Annotated in this window: 15 protein-coding genes; 8 read left to right on the forward strand and 7 right to left on the reverse strand. The window is 69.9% G+C overall.

The features are described from left to right. Nucleotides 1-22 precede the first annotated feature (22 nt). Nucleotides 23-778: a DeoR/GlpR family DNA-binding transcription regulator gene (locus tag SM116_RS15060; RefSeq protein WP_320941782.1), complete on the reverse strand. Its 756-nt coding sequence runs from the start codon at nucleotides 776-778 to the stop codon at nucleotides 23-25. 54 nt (nucleotides 779-832) lie between these two features. Between SM116_RS15060 and SM116_RS15065 the strand changes: the two genes are divergently transcribed. Then, nucleotides 833-1201 (forward strand): DUF4406 domain-containing protein, encoded by a 369-nt coding sequence (locus SM116_RS15065; RefSeq protein WP_320941783.1) that lies wholly within the window; start codon nucleotides 833-835, stop codon nucleotides 1199-1201. Between the two features lie 3 nt (nucleotides 1202-1204). Here the strand turns inward: SM116_RS15065 and SM116_RS15070 are convergent, their stop codons facing one another. Further along, on the reverse strand, nucleotides 1205-2632 hold the full coding sequence (locus SM116_RS15070; RefSeq protein ID WP_320941784.1) for an NAD(P)-binding protein: 1428 nt from the start codon (nucleotides 2630-2632) through the stop codon (nucleotides 1205-1207). Between the two features lie 87 nt (nucleotides 2633-2719). Next, nucleotides 2720-3748 (reverse strand): alpha/beta fold hydrolase, encoded by a 1029-nt coding sequence (locus tag SM116_RS15075; protein ID WP_430691822.1) that lies wholly within the window; start codon nucleotides 3746-3748, stop codon nucleotides 2720-2722. Between the two features lie 138 nt (nucleotides 3749-3886). On the opposite strand from SM116_RS15075, the gene SM116_RS15080 reads away from it, so the two are divergent. The 5 genes from SM116_RS15080 (at nucleotide 3887) to SM116_RS15100 (ending at nucleotide 10131) form a co-directional block, all read left to right on the forward strand. After that, nucleotides 3887-4729, forward strand: a complete 843-nt coding sequence (locus SM116_RS15080) for a pyruvate, water dikinase regulatory protein (protein WP_320941786.1) — start codon at nucleotides 3887-3889, stop codon at nucleotides 4727-4729. A 43-nt stretch (nucleotides 4730-4772) separates the two neighbouring features. Beyond that, nucleotides 4773-7157, forward strand: a complete 2385-nt coding sequence (gene ppsA, locus SM116_RS15085; RefSeq protein ID WP_320941787.1) for a phosphoenolpyruvate synthase — start codon at nucleotides 4773-4775, stop codon at nucleotides 7155-7157. Nucleotides 7158-7254: 97 nt separating this feature from the next. After that, nucleotides 7255-8331, forward strand: a complete 1077-nt coding sequence (locus tag SM116_RS15090) for a LolA family protein (protein WP_320941788.1) — start codon at nucleotides 7255-7257, stop codon at nucleotides 8329-8331. Next, nucleotides 8328-9299 carry an ABC transporter ATP-binding protein gene (locus SM116_RS15095; protein ID WP_320941789.1) on the forward strand — a complete coding sequence of 324 codons (972 nt, stop codon included), beginning with the start codon at nucleotides 8328-8330 and terminating at the stop codon, nucleotides 9297-9299. Before SM116_RS15090 ends, SM116_RS15095 begins: the two co-directional genes overlap by 4 nt. Next, nucleotides 9286-10131: an ABC transporter permease gene (locus SM116_RS15100; RefSeq protein WP_320941790.1), complete on the forward strand. Its 846-nt coding sequence runs from the start codon at nucleotides 9286-9288 to the stop codon at nucleotides 10129-10131. The genes SM116_RS15095 and SM116_RS15100 overlap by 14 nt, the downstream gene beginning before the upstream one ends. Nucleotides 10132-10206: 75 nt before the next feature. On the opposite strand, the gene SM116_RS15105 is transcribed toward SM116_RS15100, so the two are convergent. Genes SM116_RS15105 through SM116_RS15115 form a run of 3 tightly spaced genes read right to left on the reverse strand, consistent with a single transcriptional unit; the run spans nucleotide 10207 to nucleotide 14000 of the window. Beyond that, nucleotides 10207-11559, reverse strand: coding sequence for an MFS transporter (locus SM116_RS15105; RefSeq protein WP_320941791.1), 1353 nt, complete (start codon nucleotides 11557-11559; stop codon nucleotides 10207-10209). 39 nt (nucleotides 11560-11598) lie between these two features. Beyond that, entirely contained in the window at nucleotides 11599-13389 is a 1791-nt protein-coding gene (locus SM116_RS15110) for a sulfatase (protein ID WP_320941792.1), read from the reverse strand. Next, nucleotides 13386-14000, reverse strand: coding sequence for a PadR family transcriptional regulator (locus SM116_RS15115; RefSeq protein ID WP_320941793.1), 615 nt, complete (start codon nucleotides 13998-14000; stop codon nucleotides 13386-13388). Before SM116_RS15115 ends, SM116_RS15110 begins: the two co-directional genes overlap by 4 nt. Before the next feature lie 125 nt (nucleotides 14001-14125). Between SM116_RS15115 and SM116_RS15120 the strand changes: the two genes are divergently transcribed. Together SM116_RS15120 and SM116_RS15125 are read left to right on the forward strand one after the other, a co-directional pair. After that, entirely contained in the window at nucleotides 14126-15121 is a 996-nt protein-coding gene (locus SM116_RS15120; protein WP_320941794.1) for a formylglycine-generating enzyme family protein, read from the forward strand. Between the two features lie 19 nt (nucleotides 15122-15140). Then, the gene (locus SM116_RS15125; RefSeq protein WP_320941795.1) at nucleotides 15141-16295 is read left to right on the forward strand and encodes a flavin-containing monooxygenase; all 1155 of its coding nucleotides are present in this window, start codon (nucleotides 15141-15143) and stop codon (nucleotides 16293-16295) included. On the opposite strand, the gene SM116_RS15130 is transcribed toward SM116_RS15125, so the two are convergent. Continuing rightward, entirely contained in the window at nucleotides 16273-18072 is a 1800-nt protein-coding gene (locus tag SM116_RS15130) for a phospholipase D-like domain-containing protein (RefSeq protein WP_320941796.1), read from the reverse strand. The genes SM116_RS15125 and SM116_RS15130 overlap by 23 nt on opposite strands. Between the last annotated feature and the right edge of the window lie 49 nt (nucleotides 18073-18121).

Below are 18121 nucleotides of genomic sequence, written 5' to 3' on the forward strand. Positions count from 1 at the left end.
CGGCGCCACGGCCCCGCGCGATTCAGGCGGCCCGGATCAGGCGCACGCCGTGGTCGACGAGGTCGCGCAGCGTCGGATCGCCCGCATCCGTATCGGTCACGATCCCGGTGACCTCCTCGAAGGGCAGCACCGCGTAGCGCGAGGCCGTGCCGATCTTCTCCTCGCTCGCGAGGACGTAGGTCTCGCCCGCGCGTCCCGCGAGCGCTCTCTTCATCGCGGCCTCCTCGGGGTCTCCGGTCGTGAGCCCCGCGGTCGGGTGGACGCCGGTGACGCCGAGGAAGAACAGGTCGGCGCTGATGCCGTTCGCGATCTCGACGGCGGCCGCTCCGCAGGCCACCGCCGAGTGCTTGAACAGTCGGCCGCCGATGACGAAGACGTCCGCGGCGTGGTCGAGGAGCGACGCCGCCACCGTCGGGCTGTGCGTCACGATCGTGCACGGGAGGCTCCTGGGCAGCGCATCCACCATCGCGAGCGTGGTCGTGCCCCCGTCCAGGATGACCGTGCTGCCCGGACGGATGAGGGCGACGGCCGCCGCTGCGACACGGCGCTTGCTCTCGGGCGCGACAGCCGTGCGCGTCGCGTAGTCGGCGACCGCCGGCGAGGCGAGGAGCGCACCGCCGTAGACGCGGACCGCGACTCCCGCCGCGTCCAGCTCGCGCAGATCGCGACGGATGCTGTCCTCCGAGAGCCCGAGCTCGGCGGCGACGTCCTTGGCGACGATGCGTCCGTCGCGACGCAGTCGCTCGAGGAGCAGGTCCCTGCGCGCGGCTGCCAGCATCCCGTTCTCCTGTTTCTCTACGTTGTTGCACGTTTCTGCCGTATTGTAGCGCGCATGAGCACACCCCTGCTGATCCTGATCGCCGGCCCGTACGCCTCGGGAACCGACGGCGACCCCGCCCTGATGGCGCAGAACCTGAAGCGGCTCGAGGAGGCGGCCTGGCCGATCTTCGAGGCGGGCCACGTGCCGATGATCGGCGAGTGGGTCGCTCTTCCCGTGCTCAGCAGCGCGGGCGCGGACGGCCCGACCGACCCACTGGCGGCAGACGTCATGTACCCGACGGCCGAGCGGCTCCTGCACCACTGCGACGCGGTGCTGCGGCTGCCGGGCGCCTCGCGCGGTGCCGACCGGGACGTCGCGATCGCGCAGGAGCGCGGCATCCCGGTCTATCACTCGCTCTCCGAGATCCCCCGCGCCTCGTGACCGTCAGGCCGTCATGAGGTGACGCGATGACGCGGCGAGCAGCGCCTGCAGATTCGCGACCGCGCCCGGGATCGCCGCGCGATAGCGCCGCAGCAGATCGAGGCTCACGTCGTCGTCCGGGGCGATGTCGCGCGTCAGCCGCGAGAAGCGGTCGAGCCGCGAGGTCATGAGCCACTCCCCGACACGCCGATCCGACCGCCACGCGCGCTGGTTCGCGAGGTTCATGAGCGACATCGGGATCCAATCGGCCGGGGCGTCCGACATCGGGATGGGCCGGCAGAGCGCGTTCTTCTCCTCGTCGCCGTCGACCGTCGCCTCGACGTGCGCGATGAGCGCGGCACTGAACACGGGCTGCAGCATCCGGACCATCTGCGGTGTGATCGTCCGCCCTGCGAAGATCGGCTTCGTCGGCCGGCGCGGTGCGCCGATCGCCGAGCAGTCGATGTGCAGGCGCCCGGGAGGGGAGTCGACCGACCCCTCGTCGAGCACGATCCGGCCGGGCTCGATGCGCTGCACCCGACCCAGACGCACCACGTCGGTGATCGTCCGCAGCAGCTCGAGCTCCCCCACCGACACGATCGCGCCGTGGAACATGCGCGGGGTGACCGCGGGGTCGAGGCGCAGGAGCTGCCCGGCATCCTCCATCCGCGCGAACAGCTCGTCCACCGTCGCCGCGCTCGCCGCGATCTCGGCCTGCACCGTCTGCGCGGCGAGCGCATCGACCGCGAGCTCGCCGACGGGCTGCATGCCGGCCCTGTTCTGGAACCACGCGTCGCGCGGCACGACCCACTGGATCTTCTCGGCGGGCACCCCCGACTCGAGGAGGAACAGGCAGGTGTCGACGCCGGTCTTGCCGCCACCGATCACGACGTAGCCCTCCGGGGCGGCGGCCACGCGCGCCAGGCCGTTCGGCGGGATGCAGCGCACCCCCGGCGCGACGGTGAACGTCGGCGTATGCATTGCCGGTATCGACGCGCACATGAAGGTCGCGTCCACCACCTTCCGGCGCACGCGCACCGCGACGGATGCACCCCCGAGCAGCGACTCGACCCGATGCAGACCGTCCACCTGACCCGTGTGATCGTGCGCGGACAGGAAGCGCACCCGGCCCGACGCGACGAGGTCGGCCAGGAGCTGCTCGTAGCAGGCGACGATCTGCGCACTCGACGCCCGCTCCAGGAAGCCGCGGTTGAGCGGCGAGGCATCCCGGCGCAGCTCGTCGCCGAGCGGACGCGACTCGACGCCGTAGTTCGCCGACGGCTGATGCAGCCGCACGAAGGGATAGGCGTCGTTCCAGTGCCCGCCCGGACCGGATCGTCGATCGACGATGACGATCGACGCATCCGTCTCCGTCGAGAGCACGTCGGCCACCGCCATCCCGACCGCTCCACCGCCGATGATCAGGTAGTCGGTCTCGAGCTGCTCGTCCATGTTCGTCCTCGATCCGCGCCCGCATCTCGGGCCCGTTCCATCGTGCGAGCCGAGGATCGGGGGCACAGCCGTGGAAACACGGCACTTTCAGCGGATCGAGGTGGCGTACCAGACGGCCAGCTGCGCGCGCGAGCGCAGTCCCAGCCGCTCGCGGATGCGGTCGACGTGCGACTCCGCGGTGCGCTCGGTGATGAAGAGCCGTTCCGCGATCTGCCGGTTCGAGCAGCCGTCGGCGACGAGGGCGGCCACCTCGAGCTGACGGGAGGTGAGCAGCGGTGCGAAGCGCGCGGTCGATCGGCTGAGCCCGAGACCCTGGCGCATCGCATCCACCACCGCGTCGACATCGCCCACGTAGGCGATGTGTGCGCGCCCGGGGAGCACCGTGAGCTCGGCGCCCGCGATGCCCGCCGCCAGCCGGCGCCCCTCCTGGACGGGGACGGCGCGATCGCCCTCGCGATGGATGACGCGGGTCGGCGTCGTGACGCGACCGAGATCGCCGGACACGTCCATCGCATAGGCCGCTGCGAGCACCCGGTGGGCGGTCTCGGCGGATGCCGCGGAACGCTGGAGGGCCGCGAACGCGGCGCGGAACTCCGCATCCGCTCCCGGCGCGAAGATGTCGGTCAGGATCTCGGATCCGAAGCCCCAGTGGGTGCCGACCAGCTCGAGCACGTGTTCGCGGGCCTCCGGGTCGCCGAGCCGGGCCCCGTCCACCCATCCCCCGTAGAGCACCAGGCGGCGGATGCGTTCGGGATGCCGGGCAGCCCAGCGGACCGCGAACACCGACGACAGCGATGTGCCGACCACATCGACCTGGTCCGCACCGACGGCATCCGCGACGGCGTCGATCACCTCGAGCTCGAGGTCGGCCAGCTCCGCGCCCTCGGGTGCGGCACCCGACAGGCCGTTCCCGGGACGGTCGTAGCGCACCAGCGTGCGCCCGGGCGCGATCGCCTCGTAGAACCGGCGCTGCGGCCCGAGCGCCCAGTCGAGCTCGACGTGCGAGACCCAGCCGGGCAGGAGCAGCAGCACGGGACCGGATCCCGCGGTCGCGTAGGCGACCTCCGTCCCGCCGCTCAGGGCCACGCGGCCGATGCGCTGCTCCACGCCATTCATCATGCCGCGTGTCGCGGGGAATATCGCCGTCATCGGCATCCGCGGCCCGCATCCCTTCTTATGCTCACGGAAAGAACCGTGAAGCTTTCAGCTCTCGAACACGGAAGACCATGCCGGAGTCGCGGCTACAGTCAAGATATGACGGGATCCACCGCCTCACCCCGAGCCGCCACCGCCGCGCGTGCGGCCTACTTCGTCTCGGACAGCACCGGCATCACGGCCGAGACGCTGGGCAACGCCCTCCTGTCCAACTTCCCGGGCTTCGCGTTCGTCAAGCACACGATCCCCTTCGTCGACACGCCCGAGGGCGCGGCGAACGTCGTGCGCCAGATCGCGGACGACGCGGCCGCCGGCCTCGACCCCATCGTGTTCCGGACCACGAAGACGCAGTCCGTCAGCTCGGTCCTCTCCACAGCGCCGGCGACGACCATCGATCTCCTCGGCGGCCACCTCACCGAGCTCGAGGAGGCCCTCGGGACCACCGCATCCGAGCAGCTCGGCCAGTTCCACATGCTCGGCGACCCCACCCAGTACTTCGCGCGGATGCGAGCCGTCGAGTACGCCATCGAGCACGACGACGGGCAGAGCTCGCGAGCGCTGGACATCGCGGACGTCATCATCGTCGCGCCGAGTCGCTGCGGGAAGACGCCCACCACGATGTACCTCGCGCTGCAGTACGGGCTGCTGGTGGCGAACTACCCGCTCACCGACGACGACTTCCCGACCGACGGTCTTCCCCGTCTCGTCGCCCCCTACGCGTCGCGGTGCTTCGGCATCACGACGACGCCCCTGCGGCTGAGCCAGGTGCGGCACGAGCGCCGTCCCGACTCGCGGTACGCCAGCCTCGCGCAGTGCACCATCGAGCTGCGCCGCGCGGAGGACCTCTACCGCCGCAATCGCGTCCCGTTCCTCAACTCCTCGACGAAGAGCGTCGAGGAGATGTCCGCGGTGATCCTGCAGACCCTCAGGCTCCGCCCCTGACCGGCCATCCGGCCCTGACGACCCCCTCACGAAGGAGTACGCCATGAGCAACATCCTCTGGTTCGACGAGATCGGCATGGACGACCTGCCCCAGGTGGGCGGCAAGAACGCGTCGCTCGGCGAGATGGTCTCGAATCTCGCCGGTCTCGGCGTGCGCGTCCCTCGCGGGTTCGCGACGACCGCCGACGCGTATCGCCGATTCCTCGAGCACGACGACCTCCGCGGACGCATCCGCGACGCGATCGCCGGCCTCGACATCGACGACGTGACGGCGCTCACGCACGTGGGCACCGAGATCCGCTCGTGGATCGCGGAGCACCCGATTCCCGCCGACCTCGAGCGCGACATCCGCTCCGCGTTCGACACGCTCGTCACGACGGATGCCGAGCCCGACACCGTGACGTGGGCCGTGCGGTCGTCGGCGACGGCCGAGGATCTGCCCGACGCGTCTTTCGCCGGTCAGCAGGAGACCTTCCTCAACGTCGGCGGCATCGACAACGTGCTCGCCGCGATCCGCGCGGTCTACGCATCCCTCTACAACGACCGGGCCATCGCGTACCGCGTGCACCACGGCTTCGCCCACGACGACGTCGCACTGTCGGCCGGCGTGCAGCGCATGGTGCGCTCGGATGTCGGCGCCTCCGGCGTCATGTTCACCGTCGACACGGAGTCGGGGTTCGACCAGGCCGTGTTCGTGACGAGCTCGTACGGACTCGGCGAGGCCGTCGTGCAGGGCGCCGTGAACCCCGACGAGTTCTACGTCTCCAAGCCCGCGCTGCGCGCGGGACGCCCCGCGGTCCTCAAGCGCGCCGTCGGCGAGAAGGCCATCGCGATGCGTTACACCGACAGCCGCGAAGCGGGATCGAGCACGGCGTTCGTCGATGTGCCCGCCGCCGACCGCGTACGGTTCTCGATCACGGATGCCGAGCTGGAAGAGCTCGCCCGTCATGCCCTCGTCATCGAAGACCATTACGGCCGCGCGATGGACATCGAGTGGGGCAAGGACGGTGTCGACGGCATGCTGTACATCCTGCAGGCCCGGCCGGAGACGGTCGTCTCGCGGGGGTCGGCCAACGTCATCCGCCGCTTCCGCCTGCATGAGCAGGGCACGGTCCTCGCCGCCGGCCGCGCGATCGGTCAGCGCATCGGCGCCGGCCCGGTGCGCGTGCTGAGCGACATCGCGCAGATGAGCGACTTCCAGACCGGAGACGTGCTCGTCGCCGACATGACCGACCCGGACTGGGAGCCGATCATGAAGCGCGCCGCGGCCATCGTCACGAACCGCGGCGGCCGCACGTGCCACGCCGCGATCATCGCCCGGGAGCTCGGCATCCCGGCCGTCGTCGGAGCCGGCGACGCGACCGGCACCCTCCGCGACGGGCAGGAGGTCACCGTCTCGTGCGCCGAAGGCGACACCGGGTTCGTCTACGACGGGATCCTCGACTTCGTCGAGGAGGAGACCCACCTCGACAAGATGCCCGAGCCGCCCGTCAAGATCATGATGAACGTCGGGACGCCCGAGCAGGCGTTCTCGTTCTCCCGCCTCCCGCATGCCGGCGTGGGACTGGCCCGCCTCGAGTTCATCATCAACCGGCAGATCGGCATCCATCCCCAGGCCCTGCTGGAGTTCGACGCGCTGCCGGACGCGCTGCACGACGAGATCGCCGAGCGCATCGCGGCCTACCCCTCGCCGAGGGAGTACTTCGTCGACCGCGTGATCGAGGGTGTCGCGATGATCGCCGCGGCCTTCGCGCCGGAGCCCGTCATCGTGCGGTTGAGCGACTTCAAGTCGAACGAGTACGCCAACCTCATCGGCGGCGACCGGTACGAACCGCACGAGGAGAACCCGATGATCGGGTACCGCGGCGCATCGCGGTACATCTCCCCCGACTTCCGCGCCTGCTTCGAGATGGAATGCGAGGCGTTGAGGTTCGTGCGCGACGAGATGGGCTTCACCAATGTGCAGGTCATGGTGCCGTTCGTGCGAACGGTCGGCGAGGGACAGGCCGTCGTGGAGCTGCTGGCCGAGAACGGTCTGCGCCGCGGCGTGAACGACCTCCAGGTCATCATGATGTGCGAAGTGCCGACCAACGCGCTCCTCGCCGACGAGTACCTCGAGTTCTTCGACGGCTTCTCGATCGGCTCCAACGACATGACCCAGCTCACGCTCGGACTCGACCGCGACAGCGCGCTCGTGGCGAACACATTCGACGAGCGCGACCCCGCGGTGCTGAAGCTGCTGTCGATGGCGATCGAGGCGTGCCGCCGGAAGGGCAAGTACGTCGGCATCTGCGGCCAGGGCCCCTCGGATCACCCCGATCTCGCGCAGTGGCTGGTCGAGCAGGGGATCGCGTCGGTGTCGCTGAACCCCGACACCGTCGTGGACACGTGGCTGCGGCTCTCGCGCACCGAGGCGGCGGTGGCATAGGGCGAGGCAGGGGGAATGCTCAGCGCACCTGCAGTGAGGGAGACTTAGACTCGGCACGAAGGCGGCGCGCCTACGCCGCCTGCGGAGGTGTTTCCCGATGACGTTCCGCCGAGGGTGGATTCCCGCGATCGTCGCGCCGGTCGCCGTTGTCGCCGCCGTGGTCGCGGTTCCCGCGATCGCCGACGCTGCATCGCCGCCGCCTGCCAAGACGGCGGCGCAGGTACTGACGCTCATCGCGGGCAGTCATGATGCCCATTACTCCGGCACGGTGGTGCAGAGCTCCGATCTCGGACTTCCCCAGCTGCCCGCCTCGATGTCATCGAGAGCACCTTCGTCCAGCGGCTTCGACGCGGCAAGCCTCATCGAGCTGGTCACGGGGTCGCACACGGCTCAGGTCTACGTGGACGGCCGGTCGCAGCAGCGCGTCCAGCTGCTCGACACGCTCGGCGAGCGCGACCTCATCCACAACGGCACCTCGGTCTGGACCTACGACGCCCGGGCGCACACGGCGACTCACGTGACCGCATCCGGCGACGCGACCGCACGCGAGACGCCGCAGCCGACCACTCCGGCGACGGTCGCGGATCGCCTCATCGCGTCGATCACACCCACGACGAAGGTCTCGGTCTCGACCGGTTCGTTCCTCGGCCACGGCGTGTACACGCTGACCCTCGAGCCGAAGACCTCGGCCACTCTGGTGCGCTCCGCCGTGATCACGGTGGATGCCGCGACCGGCGTGCCGCTGAGCGCACAGCTCGACGCTCGCGGCCAGTCGACGCCGGCAGTGAGCGTCGCCTTCGACAAGGTGGACTTCTCGCGCCCCGGCGCGGACGTCTTCGCGTTCACGCCGCCCCAGGGCACCGCCGTCCGGGACATGACGGCGCCGTCGCACGAGACCAAGGGAACGCACACCGAGAAGCAGCCCGGCGGACAGAAGCCGACCGTGATCGGCTCCGGGTGGACATCGATCGTCGAGGTCGCCGGCGGCACGGGGCTCACGTCCGGGATGTCGGGCCTCACCGGCAGCAATGCGCAGCTGCTGAACGAGCTCACCCGGCACGTGGACGGCGGACGGATGCTGCAGACCTCCCTCTTCACGGTCTTCCTGCGCGACGACGGCACCGTGCTCGCGGGCGCCGTGCCCGCCGCGACGCTGCTCGCCGCGGCCAGGTGAGCGGACATCCGCCGGATTCCTCGGACGATGACGACGTCATCGTCACCCGCGGCCTGACGAAGAGGTTCGGCCGCTCCAGCAGCCGCGCCGCCGTGGACGGCCTCGATCTCACCGTGCCGCGCGGTGCCGTGTTCGGCTTCCTCGGCCCGAACGGCTCGGGCAAGACGACGACGATCAGGATGCTGCTCGGGCTCGCCTCCCCCACCGCGGGCGGCATCCGCCTCCTCGGCGGCGACATGCCCCGCGCGGGGGCGACCGTGCTGCCGCGCGTCGGCGCGCTCGTCGAAGGCCCGGCGTTCGCGCCGTTCCTCTCCGGCGCCGCGAACCTCGCACGATTCGACGCGGCCGACCCCCTGTCGTCGCGCGCGACACGCGCCGCCCGGGTCAGCCGAGCCCTCGATCGCGTCGGCCTCGGCGCCGCGGCGAACAAGGGGGCGGGCGCGTACTCGCTGGGCATGAAGCAGCGACTGGGACTCGCATCCGCCCTTCTCGGCCCCCGTGAGCTGCTCATCCTCGACGAACCGACCAACGGACTCGACCCGCAGGGCACGCGCGAGGTGCGGTCGCTCATCCGCTCGCTCGCCGACGAGGGGACGACGGTGTTCCTCTCGAGCCACCTGCTCAGCGAGGTCGAGCAGGTCTGCACGCACGTCGCGGTGATGCGATCCGGGCGGCTTGTCGCGTCGGGCACCCTCGAGGCGCTGCGGGCGGAGAGTGCGCCGCGCATCCGCGTGCACACTCCCGATGCGGAGGCCGCGACATCCACTCTGCGGCGACTCGGGCTCTCTCCGGAGCGCTCGAGTGCAGAGGAGGTGGATGCCGTCCTCTCCGGGGGCCCGCCGGTCGAAGCTGTCACCGCTGCCCTCGTGCACGACGATGTGCGCGTGCGAGGGATCACGGTCACCGGCGCGAGCCTCGAGGAGCGCTTCGTGGAGCTCACCGGGGAGGGCTTCGATGTCGACGGCTGAGATGCGCACGACCCACCGACGGCCGTTCGCGCTGCTCGGGTCGGAGCTTGCGACCATGTTCCGGCGGTGGCGGACGATCATCATGCTCGTCCTGCTCGCGCTCGTGCCCGTGCTGATCGCCGTCGCGGTCCGGCTCACCGGAGCGGGATCGCGCGGACGGGGTCCGGCTTTCCTCGGCGACATCACGAACAACGGCGTGTTCGTCATCTTCACGGCGCTGACGGTGTCGATCCCGCTCTTCCTGCCGCTCACGGTCTCGGTGGTCGCGGGCGACTCGGTCGCCGGCGAGGCGAGCTTCGGCACGCTCCGGTACCTGTTGATCGCCCCGGTCGGACGGGTGCGACTGCTCGGTGTCAAGTTCCTGGCGAGCTGCGCCTTCACCGTCGCGGCGGTGCTCGCGATCGTGATCGGCGGCATCGCATCCGGAGCGGCGCTCTTCCCGATCGGTCCGGTGACGCTGCTGTCGGGCGACACCGTGAGCCTCGCCGAGGCGTTCGGCAGGGTGCTCCTGCTCGCCGCCTATGCGGCCGTCTCGTTGCTGGGCCTGTGCGCGATCGGCGTCTTCATCTCGACCCTCACGTCGCTGCCGGTCGGCGCGATGGCCGCGACCGTGCTGGTGGCGGGCGTCTCACAGGTCGTCGACCAGCTGCCGCAGTTCGACGCCATCCATCCCTTTCTGCCGACCCACCTGTGGTTCTCGTTCGCCGATCTGCTGCGCAGCCCGATCCTGTTCGACTCGTTCTGGCAGAACGCGGCGCTGCAGCTCGCCTACGTCGTGATCTTCGGCGCCTTCGCGATCGGCCGCTTCACCACGAAGGACATCCTGACCTGACGATGAGCGCACGTCCACGATGAGGAGGGCCGGGTGCTACCCGGCCCTCCCACCGTCCTGATGGTGCAGCTCCGATCAGGAGAGCGCATCCTGGCGCCGCTGCTCGAGCGCGCGCTCCATGCGCTGGACATCGCGAGGGTAGGTCCAGTAGAGGATCGTGAGGAAGGCGGCGTTGACGAGCATCAGCCCGACCAGCACGAACAGGAACACCTGCGTCAAGCCGATCGTGGCCGCGAACTGACCGGCGACGATCGCGAAGAGCGCCCAGCCGATCGTCTCGAAGACGGTGAGCCAGACGGCGAACGCCTGTCCGCGCAGCTCGGGCAGCACCACCGTGGACACGATCGGGCGATTCACCGGCGGGTTGAGCCCCACGAAGAATCCCATGACGCCCCACAGCACCGCATAGACGGCGTTGTCGGCGTAGACGATCTGCGTCGCGAAGAAGGCGGCGATCGCGAACGCCACCTGGGCGAGCTGCAGCACCAGCACGCGAGCGCGCGGGCCCATGATCCGGTCGAGGACGGGCAGGATGTAGCCGATCGACAGCGTCGAGATCAGGTAGCCGATGCTGTACGGCAGCGCGATGAGGACAGCCGCGGCGTTGGTGATCCCCCGCTCGGTGACGAGGAACTGCACGCCGAAGATGATGACGAGCAGGTGCCCCGACAGCAGGCGCGAGACCATCATGACGGTGTAACTCGGGATGCGGAACAGGCCCATGACCGAGGCCCACGTCACCTTCTGGTTCTCCCGCCTGCTCTCATCGAGGTCGGCGAGCTGCTTTTCGGACGAGCCGATGCCGGGCTCGCGGTAGAGCGCCAGCACGAGGATAGCGACGACGACGCAGACGGCCGCGATCGCCCACATGGCCCAGCGCCATCCGTTGCTGATGCCGAGGAAGAGCGCGATGACGGGTGTGACCACGACAGCGACCGCCTGCAGCGAGGCGAAGAAGTAGCCCATCGCTCGCGGGCGGCGCTCGACGGGGAAGGAGTCCGAGATCACGGCCATCGAGATCGGGCTCGCCCCGATCGCGGCGGCCGCCATGAGGGTGGTGAAGACGATGAGCTGCAGGTAGCTCTGCGAGAAGCCGGCGCCGATGCCGAACAGTCCCGCGGTGAAGCTCGTGAGCGCGAGGGTCCGGCGGCGGCCGATCTTCGACGACAGCCAGACCCAGAGCGGTCCCGCCGGCACGGCGATGAGCTTGCCGGCGGCCGAGATGGTTCCGAGTGCCGCGGTGGTCAGCCCGAGCGACGCCGAGATCGAGGGGAAGACATTGGTGACGAGCCCCGCCTCGGTGTTGTCGACGAGCGACACGCCCGCGAGGATCGAGAGGTTGCGCCAACGATGCGGGACGTGCGCGGCCTGCGCCGCTCCCTCTGGCCGGGTGCTCGCCGCCGGGTCGGCTGGTGCGGTGGTGGTCATGATGCCTGTCTCCTTCGTCAGGTCGTGCGGGGGATGCCGTCAGTGCGTCGACGCGGTGACGGGGGTCGCGGAGCGAGCGAGCGCCTGGTCGAGCCGCCGCAGCATGCCGGCGGGGATGACTCCCAACCGCGCGAGGTCGAGAAGCGACATGCCGGCCGCCATCGAGAGCTGCTCCGACTGGACGAGTCCGGGCGCGCTCTCGGCGAGGATGTCGCGAGGGCCGGCGAGCTGCAGCAGCTCAGGGATGGGGCAGCTCAGCAGGTCGATCGCGTTCAGCTCCGAGGTCGGCGGCAGCGGCTCGGCGGACGCGATGGCGCGTTCGCGCTGCTCCCGCACCAGCAGGTGCTCCTCGCCGAGCTCACCGTCGCGAGGGATGCCGAGCCGCTCGAACTGGCTGTCCGGAGCGTCGTTGCGGAGCATCTCCGCCCGCAGAAGTCGCAGCATCCGCAGTTCGACCTCGTCGTCGACGATCGGCGTGTTCTGCTCCGGGTCGTCGACCAGATCGAACAGCAGGGTGCCGTACTGCCACGGGTTCATCCACATCCCGGAGGCGGGCACCCGCATCGTACGCAGGCCCTTCGTGAAGGCGAACGGCGCAGCCGGCTGCCAGTCGGCGAGCTCCGCGACGCCGAAGCGCGACTTCATGTGCGTCGGCATGAGCGTGAAGTCCTCCAGCGGCGCGTTGGCCTGCTCCGTGGATGCCCGCATATAGACGTACCGGCCGTCGGTGACGTTGACGTGCGCACCGTGGATGCCGAACAGCGCCGCCTCGCGCACCTCCTCGTCGACCAGCAGCACGTCGGCGAGGTCGTGACCCTGCATGTCCGGGGTCGGTTCGACGCCGAACCAGCGGAGCACGGTCGGAGCGATGTCGATGGTCTGCGCGAGCGCCCCGCGGCGGTCGTCGCGACCCCGCGTGCGCGGATCCCACAGGAACATCGGCAGGTGCACGAGCTCGTTGAACCAGGGCTGCACCGACTTCGCCCACCAGCCGTGCTCCCCCAGGAGGAACCCGTGGTCGGTGTTGACGATCAGCAGGGTGTCGTTCCAGAGGTCGTGCTCGTCCATCGCGTCGAGCACGCGTCCGAGGGAGGCGTCGCACATGCTCACGAGCGCCGCATACTCGCGCCGCGCGTGCTCCACCTGCGCGTCCGGCTCCGAGACCTTCTGATAGCCCGGCCAGTCGAACTCCGGGCCGTCGTACTCGTGCGGATAGAGGTCCTTGTACTTCGCGTGCGTGAAGAAGGGCTCGTGCGGATCGAAGAGTTCGAGCTGCAGCATCCATCGGTCCGCCGCGGCGTTCGTCCGGATGAACTCGAGCCCGGCGTCGACCGTTCGGGTCTGCGAGTGCTGGTCCTCGGTCGCCATATAGCTGCGGTTGACCGCATCCTGACGGACGAGGCGCTTCTTGAAGCCGGCGAAACCCGGCTGGGCGACCTCGTTCGAGACGACGCCCTTCCACGGATCGCCCTCCTGGCCGCGGAAGAACTCCCACGTCGTATAGCGCGTGTGGTAGGTCGCGCCGCCGTCCTCCCAGTAATGCGGATGGTCGGAGACGAGATGCGTGTGGATGCCCTGCCTGCCGAGGATCTCGGGCATCGAGTCGTCGAACGGCTCGAGCGGGCCCCAGCTGCGGTGCAGGAAGTTGTATCGCCCCGTGTGCAGCTCGCGGCGCGCAGGCATGCACGGCATGGATCCCGCGTAGAAGTTGTCGAACGTCGTGGCCCTCGACGCGAGGCGTGCGAAGTTCGGCGCGTCGACGAAGGTCTCCGCGTAGGGCGAGAGCATGTGGCGGTTCAGGCTGTCGAACATCAGGATGATGGCCCTCATGCGCGCACCCGCCCCAGCGCGTGCTCGCGGACGTCGGGCGAGACCTCTGTCGCCGGCTCACCGTTCAGGAGTCGCTCGCGCAGTGCGACGAGCGCCTCGACGTGACGATCGATCGCGGCCGCACCCTGGCGGTGCAGCCACTCGCCCATCTCGACGGCGAACTCCAGGTCGTCGCCCTTCCGGCCGATGGACACCGCGTAGCGGTCGCGCTCTCGGAACCGGGCGATCTCGGAGATGCGCGTGGAGATCTCGATCTCGAGGATCTCGAGGACCCGCTCGCGGCCGATGAGACCGGCGTGCGCGAGACGGGCGTAGAGATCCGGGTCCTGGAACCGCGACGGCGGGTTGTAGGGGCCGGTGAGCCAGTCCAGCAGTTCCGCCTCACCCTCCTCGGTGACACGGAAGCGCTTCAGGTCGCTCGCACCGGCCTTCGACTCCACCTCGTGCTCGACCCATCCGCGCTTCTCCATCGCGGCGAGCGTCCGATAGACCTGGCTCATCGTCGTGTTCGAGCGCATGAACCGGCCGGCGGTGTCGAGGAAGCGCGTGAGCTCGTAGCCGGTCGACGGCTCGCTCCGCAACGCTCCCAGGAGGATGATCTCCAGCTTCATGTCTTTCGCCCCTTCGCAAAACCACTCCACTTGTGGAATACAGTGACTATTGCACAAGTGGAATGGTAGAGTCAAGCATCGCCTCGACGGAGCTCGTCGGGGTGCCGACGACACAGGAGCCGTCCATGACCGCAGCCGATGAGTCCTCCTCGACGTGCGGGCCTTCCTGCACCTGCGCGCCGACGTCCGGCCGCATCCCGCTCCCCGCACGCCAGGACGCCGTCCCGGGCGCGCTGCCGGGAGACCATGTCATCGAGCAGGCGCACGTGCCTGCCGGGGTCTTCGCCATGGGCGACGCGACGGGCGATCGCAATCGAGGCGACGGCGAGATCCCCGTCCACGACGTCCGGCTTCCCGCGTTCGACATCGACGCGACGACCGTCACGAACGCGGACTTCGCGCGTTTCGTCGCGGCCACGCACTACGAGACGGATGCCGAGCGCTTCGGCTTCTCCGCGGTGTTCCACCTCGCCCTCGCCGCGCCTCCCGCGGACGTGATGGGCCCGGCTGCAGGGACTCCGTGGTGGCTCGGCGTGCGCGGCGCGGATTGGCGGCACCCGGGTGGCCGGGACTCGGACGTCACGGATCGGGCGGACCATCCCGTCGTGCACGTCAGCTGGAACGATGCGATGGCCTACTGCGCGTGGGCCGGCCGGCGGTTGCCGACGGAGGCCGAGTGGGAGCGCGCGGCCCGCGGCGGTCTGGACGGGGCGAAGTACCCGTGGGGTGACGACGAGGTGGATGCCGGCGGCTGGCGCGCGAACATCTGGCAGGGGCGCTTCCCGACGACGAACAGCGTGGAGGACGGCTGGCTCACCACGGCTCCGGTGCGATCCTTCGCCCCCAATGCGTATGGCCTGTGGCAGATGGTCGGCAACGTGTGGGAGTGGTGCGCGGACTGGTTCAGCCCGCGATACTACGCCGAGTCCGTGCCCGAGAACCCGAGCGGCCCGGCGGACGGAGAGACCCGCGTGCTCCGCGGCGGCTCGTACCTGTGCCACATCTCGTACTGCAACCGGTACCGCAACGCCGCCCGATCTTCGAACACGCCCGACTCCTCGATGGGCAACGCCGGCTTCCGGACGGTCTCACTCGGGCCGCGGCGCGACGCCTCGGGCTAGGGTGTCGCTCGGGAGGGGCATGGACGCGGATGTGGTCGTCGTCGGAGCCGGGCCCGCGGGGCTCGCCGTCGCCGCCTGCCTCGGGCGGGCGGGTGTCGCGGCCATGGTCGTCGACCGGGGGCGAGCGGTGGGCGAGTCGTGGAGCACGCGGTACGACCGGCTGCACCTGCACACGCCCCGCATCCAGTCGGCGCTTCCCGGCCTGCGGATGCCCCGGCGGTTCGGTCGCTGGGTGTCCAAGGACGACATGGCGCACTACCTGCGCGTGTACGCCCGCGAGCACCGCATCACGCCCGTGTTCGGCACCGAAGTCGGGCGACTCGAGCGCGCGGGCGACGGCTGGACCGCCGAGACGGGCGCCGGCGAGATCGCTGCCCGGCAGGTCGTGCTCGCCACGGGTTACGCGCACTCCCGGGCGCGGACGGGCTGGCCCGGTCAAGACGGCTTCCCGGGACGGGTCGTGCACGTCACGGAGTACCGCAACGCCGACGAGTTCGCGGGCGCACGAGTGCTCGTCGTCGGCGCCGGCAACTCAGGTGCGGAGATCGCCGCCGACCTTGCCGAGCACGGCGCGGCGTCCGTGCATCTCGCGATCCGGACGCCCCCGAACGTCATCCCCCGTCAATTCGGGCCGGTGCCCGCGACCCTGCTCGCGATCCCGATGGACTACCTCCCCGCACGCCTCGTCGATCCGGTGAACCGGCTGCTGCAGCGCATCGCGCTCGGCGATCTCACGCGATACGGGATGCCGGCGCCCCACGCCGGCGTGGTCGCGCAGGTCCGTGCGACCGGGGTGACGCCGACGATCGACGTCGGCCTCGTCGCCGCCCTGCGGGCCGGGACGGTGACGCCGGTGGCGGCGCTGGAGCGCTTCGACGGTGCGGAAGCGCTCCTTGGCGACGGGATGCGTCTCATACCCGACGCGGTCATCGTCGCGAGCGGCTACACCCCGGGGCTGGATCCCCTCGTCGGCCACCTCGGCGTGCTCGATGCGCGCGGCGTTCCGCGCGCCGCCGGCGGACGTACCGTGCCCGGCGCCCCCGGCCTGCGCTTCGTCGGGCTGTTCAACCCGCTGAAGGGTCAGCTCCTGCAGATCGGGATGGATGCGCGGTCCGCCGCGCGGGCGATCGCGCGGGAGCTCGCTGCGCCCGTCACGTGCCCTCCGGGTCGATGACGATGTTCCACAGCAGCTCCTCGACCGTGGAGCCGAACGGGTCGACGTACGTGTCGATCCCGTCCCAGCCGAGAGCCTTGAAGATGTCCGGTTCGCGCTCGCCGGGGACCTCGGTGGCCATGAACGCATCGATGCCGATCCGGTTGTTCTCGATGGTCAGTCCGAACTCGTCGGGGCGCTCCCAGTAGCGCGCCGCCGACACGAAGTCATCCACGTCGTCCGGGCTCAGCGGCCGGTCGACCATCGCGGTGTTCAGGCGTCGCAGCCAGATGCGTCGCCGGAGGTCGGCGATCATGGTCTGCTCCGTGTCGTACACCGCGAAATCGAGTTCGCTGTCGTGGCTGTATCCGCGGCGGTTGCAGTTCGCCGAGCCCACGATGAGCAGCTCGTCGTCGAAGATCCAGGTCTTGGAATGGACGTAGAACGGCCAGGCGAGCTCGGCGTCCGACGTGATGCCGAGGACCTCGGCGGACTTGTACTGGCAGATCACGACCTTGTCGCCGCCTGCCGCAGCGAGATGCTCGACGAACGACCGACGATGCGGGCCGGCCTGCCATTCGAACTCCTCCTCGATCTGGTCGTCCCTGTTGCAGAAGACGATGAGCTTTCGGAAGGCGGGCTCCTGCACCTTCTCGATCAGCAGGTCGAGCATCGAGGGGAGCTCACCCATCGCCGCATCGTCGATGAGGTACTGGTCTTCGAGGTAGATGTGGTGCTTCGTGCGCCTCAGCGCGGCGGCGATCTGGTGGTAGATGCCGGTCCGCCCCTCGGGGTCGAGCGTCCAGGTGCCGCTCGCGTAGACGGGCGACTGTTCGGCGGCCATTGCGATGAGCGGCGGTGCCGCCGGGTCCTTGGCGGTGAAGAACGCGTTGCCGACGACGTCGGCGACCGTGAGCGAGGGCACCTGCACCGTCGGCACACCGGGCAGGTCGATGGTGGCTCGCGGCGTGGCGATCCGCAGTCGGTGCGCCTCGTTGACGACCTGCTGGGCCGGCCCGAGCGGATGGAAGGGGTTCTTCCGTGTCGGCCGTCCCACGGTGACCGACGCCTGGGTCAGCACGCGCGCGTCGACCGGCGCCACCGCGACCTGGTCGGGAGCCGGCAGCCACGATCGCTCGCGAGGCATCCCGTCCAGCACCTCCGTGTGCTCCACCCAACGCGAGTGGAAGACGCGGTAGAGCTCCCGCGCGGCCTCTCCGCGCACCTTGCAGCCGACCTCGCACCAGCGGTCCGCGATCCGCTTCTGCTGCACATCCATCGATCCGATATAGGCGAACAGCTCCTGCTCGTTCTGCACCACGACCAGCTTCTGGTGGTGGGTCCCGTTCATGAACAGGTACCGGAAGTCGTCGATCGCCAGCGTGTTCTCGAACCGGTTGAGCTCGCCCACCGTGGTCAAGTTCGCCTCGATGTACTTGTCGGCAGGCTTGGGCGCGGGATGCAGGTTCAACAGCGCACGGAGCATCACGCCTCTGCTCGTCGCATCGGCGAGCACATCGCGCCACCACATGTCGCCCTCCCGCCACTGGCGGCGCTCGGCCGCCTTGACGGCAGGCTGCGGCTCCTGCGAGGGCATCACGGTGCTCAGGCTCGACTCGAACCCGATCCAGCACACGAAGCGATCACCGCTCTGCTCGCCGGCGCGGACGACCTCCGCGCGCAGGTCGGCGTAGTACTCGTCGGCATCCACGAAGAACGACACCTCCGAGCGCTCCAGGACAGGCGACATCCCCGTCGCCACGTCGCCGCCGAACCACGTCATCCCGTCATCGCTCACCGCTCTATCCTCCACTCCTCGGCACGCGGATGCGGGGGCGACCCCGCTC

The organism is Microbacterium rhizosphaerae, assembly GCF_034120055.1.
GTDB lineage: Bacteria > Actinomycetota > Actinomycetes > Actinomycetales > Microbacteriaceae > Microbacterium > Microbacterium rhizosphaerae.

Coding starts and splice junctions, on each gene's coding strand:
- SM116_RS15060 (WP_320941782.1), bottom strand. CDS start 778: ATGCTGGCAGCCGCGCGCAGGGACCTGCTCCTCGAGCGACTGCGTCGC.
- SM116_RS15065 (WP_320941783.1), top strand. CDS start 833: ATGAGCACACCCCTGCTGATCCTGATCGCCGGCCCGTACGCCTCGGGA.
- SM116_RS15070 (WP_320941784.1), bottom strand. CDS start 2,632: ATGGACGAGCAGCTCGAGACCGACTACCTGATCATCGGCGGTGGAGCG.
- SM116_RS15075 (WP_430691822.1), bottom strand. CDS start 3,748: ATGAATGGCGTGGAGCAGCGCATCGGCCGCGTGGCCCTGAGCGGCGGG.
- SM116_RS15080 (WP_320941786.1), top strand. CDS start 3,887: ATGACGGGATCCACCGCCTCACCCCGAGCCGCCACCGCCGCGCGTGCG.
- ppsA (WP_320941787.1), top strand. CDS start 4,773: ATGAGCAACATCCTCTGGTTCGACGAGATCGGCATGGACGACCTGCCC.
- SM116_RS15090 (WP_320941788.1), top strand. CDS start 7,255: ATGACGTTCCGCCGAGGGTGGATTCCCGCGATCGTCGCGCCGGTCGCC.
- SM116_RS15100 (WP_320941790.1), top strand. CDS start 9,286: ATGTCGACGGCTGAGATGCGCACGACCCACCGACGGCCGTTCGCGCTG.
- SM116_RS15105 (WP_320941791.1), bottom strand. CDS start 11,559: ATGACCACCACCGCACCAGCCGACCCGGCGGCGAGCACCCGGCCAGAG.
- SM116_RS15110 (WP_320941792.1), bottom strand. CDS start 13,389: ATGAGGGCCATCATCCTGATGTTCGACAGCCTGAACCGCCACATGCTC.
- SM116_RS15115 (WP_320941793.1), bottom strand. CDS start 14,000: ATGAAGCTGGAGATCATCCTCCTGGGAGCGTTGCGGAGCGAGCCGTCG.
- SM116_RS15120 (WP_320941794.1), top strand. CDS start 14,126: ATGACCGCAGCCGATGAGTCCTCCTCGACGTGCGGGCCTTCCTGCACC.
- SM116_RS15125 (WP_320941795.1), top strand. CDS start 15,141: ATGGACGCGGATGTGGTCGTCGTCGGAGCCGGGCCCGCGGGGCTCGCC.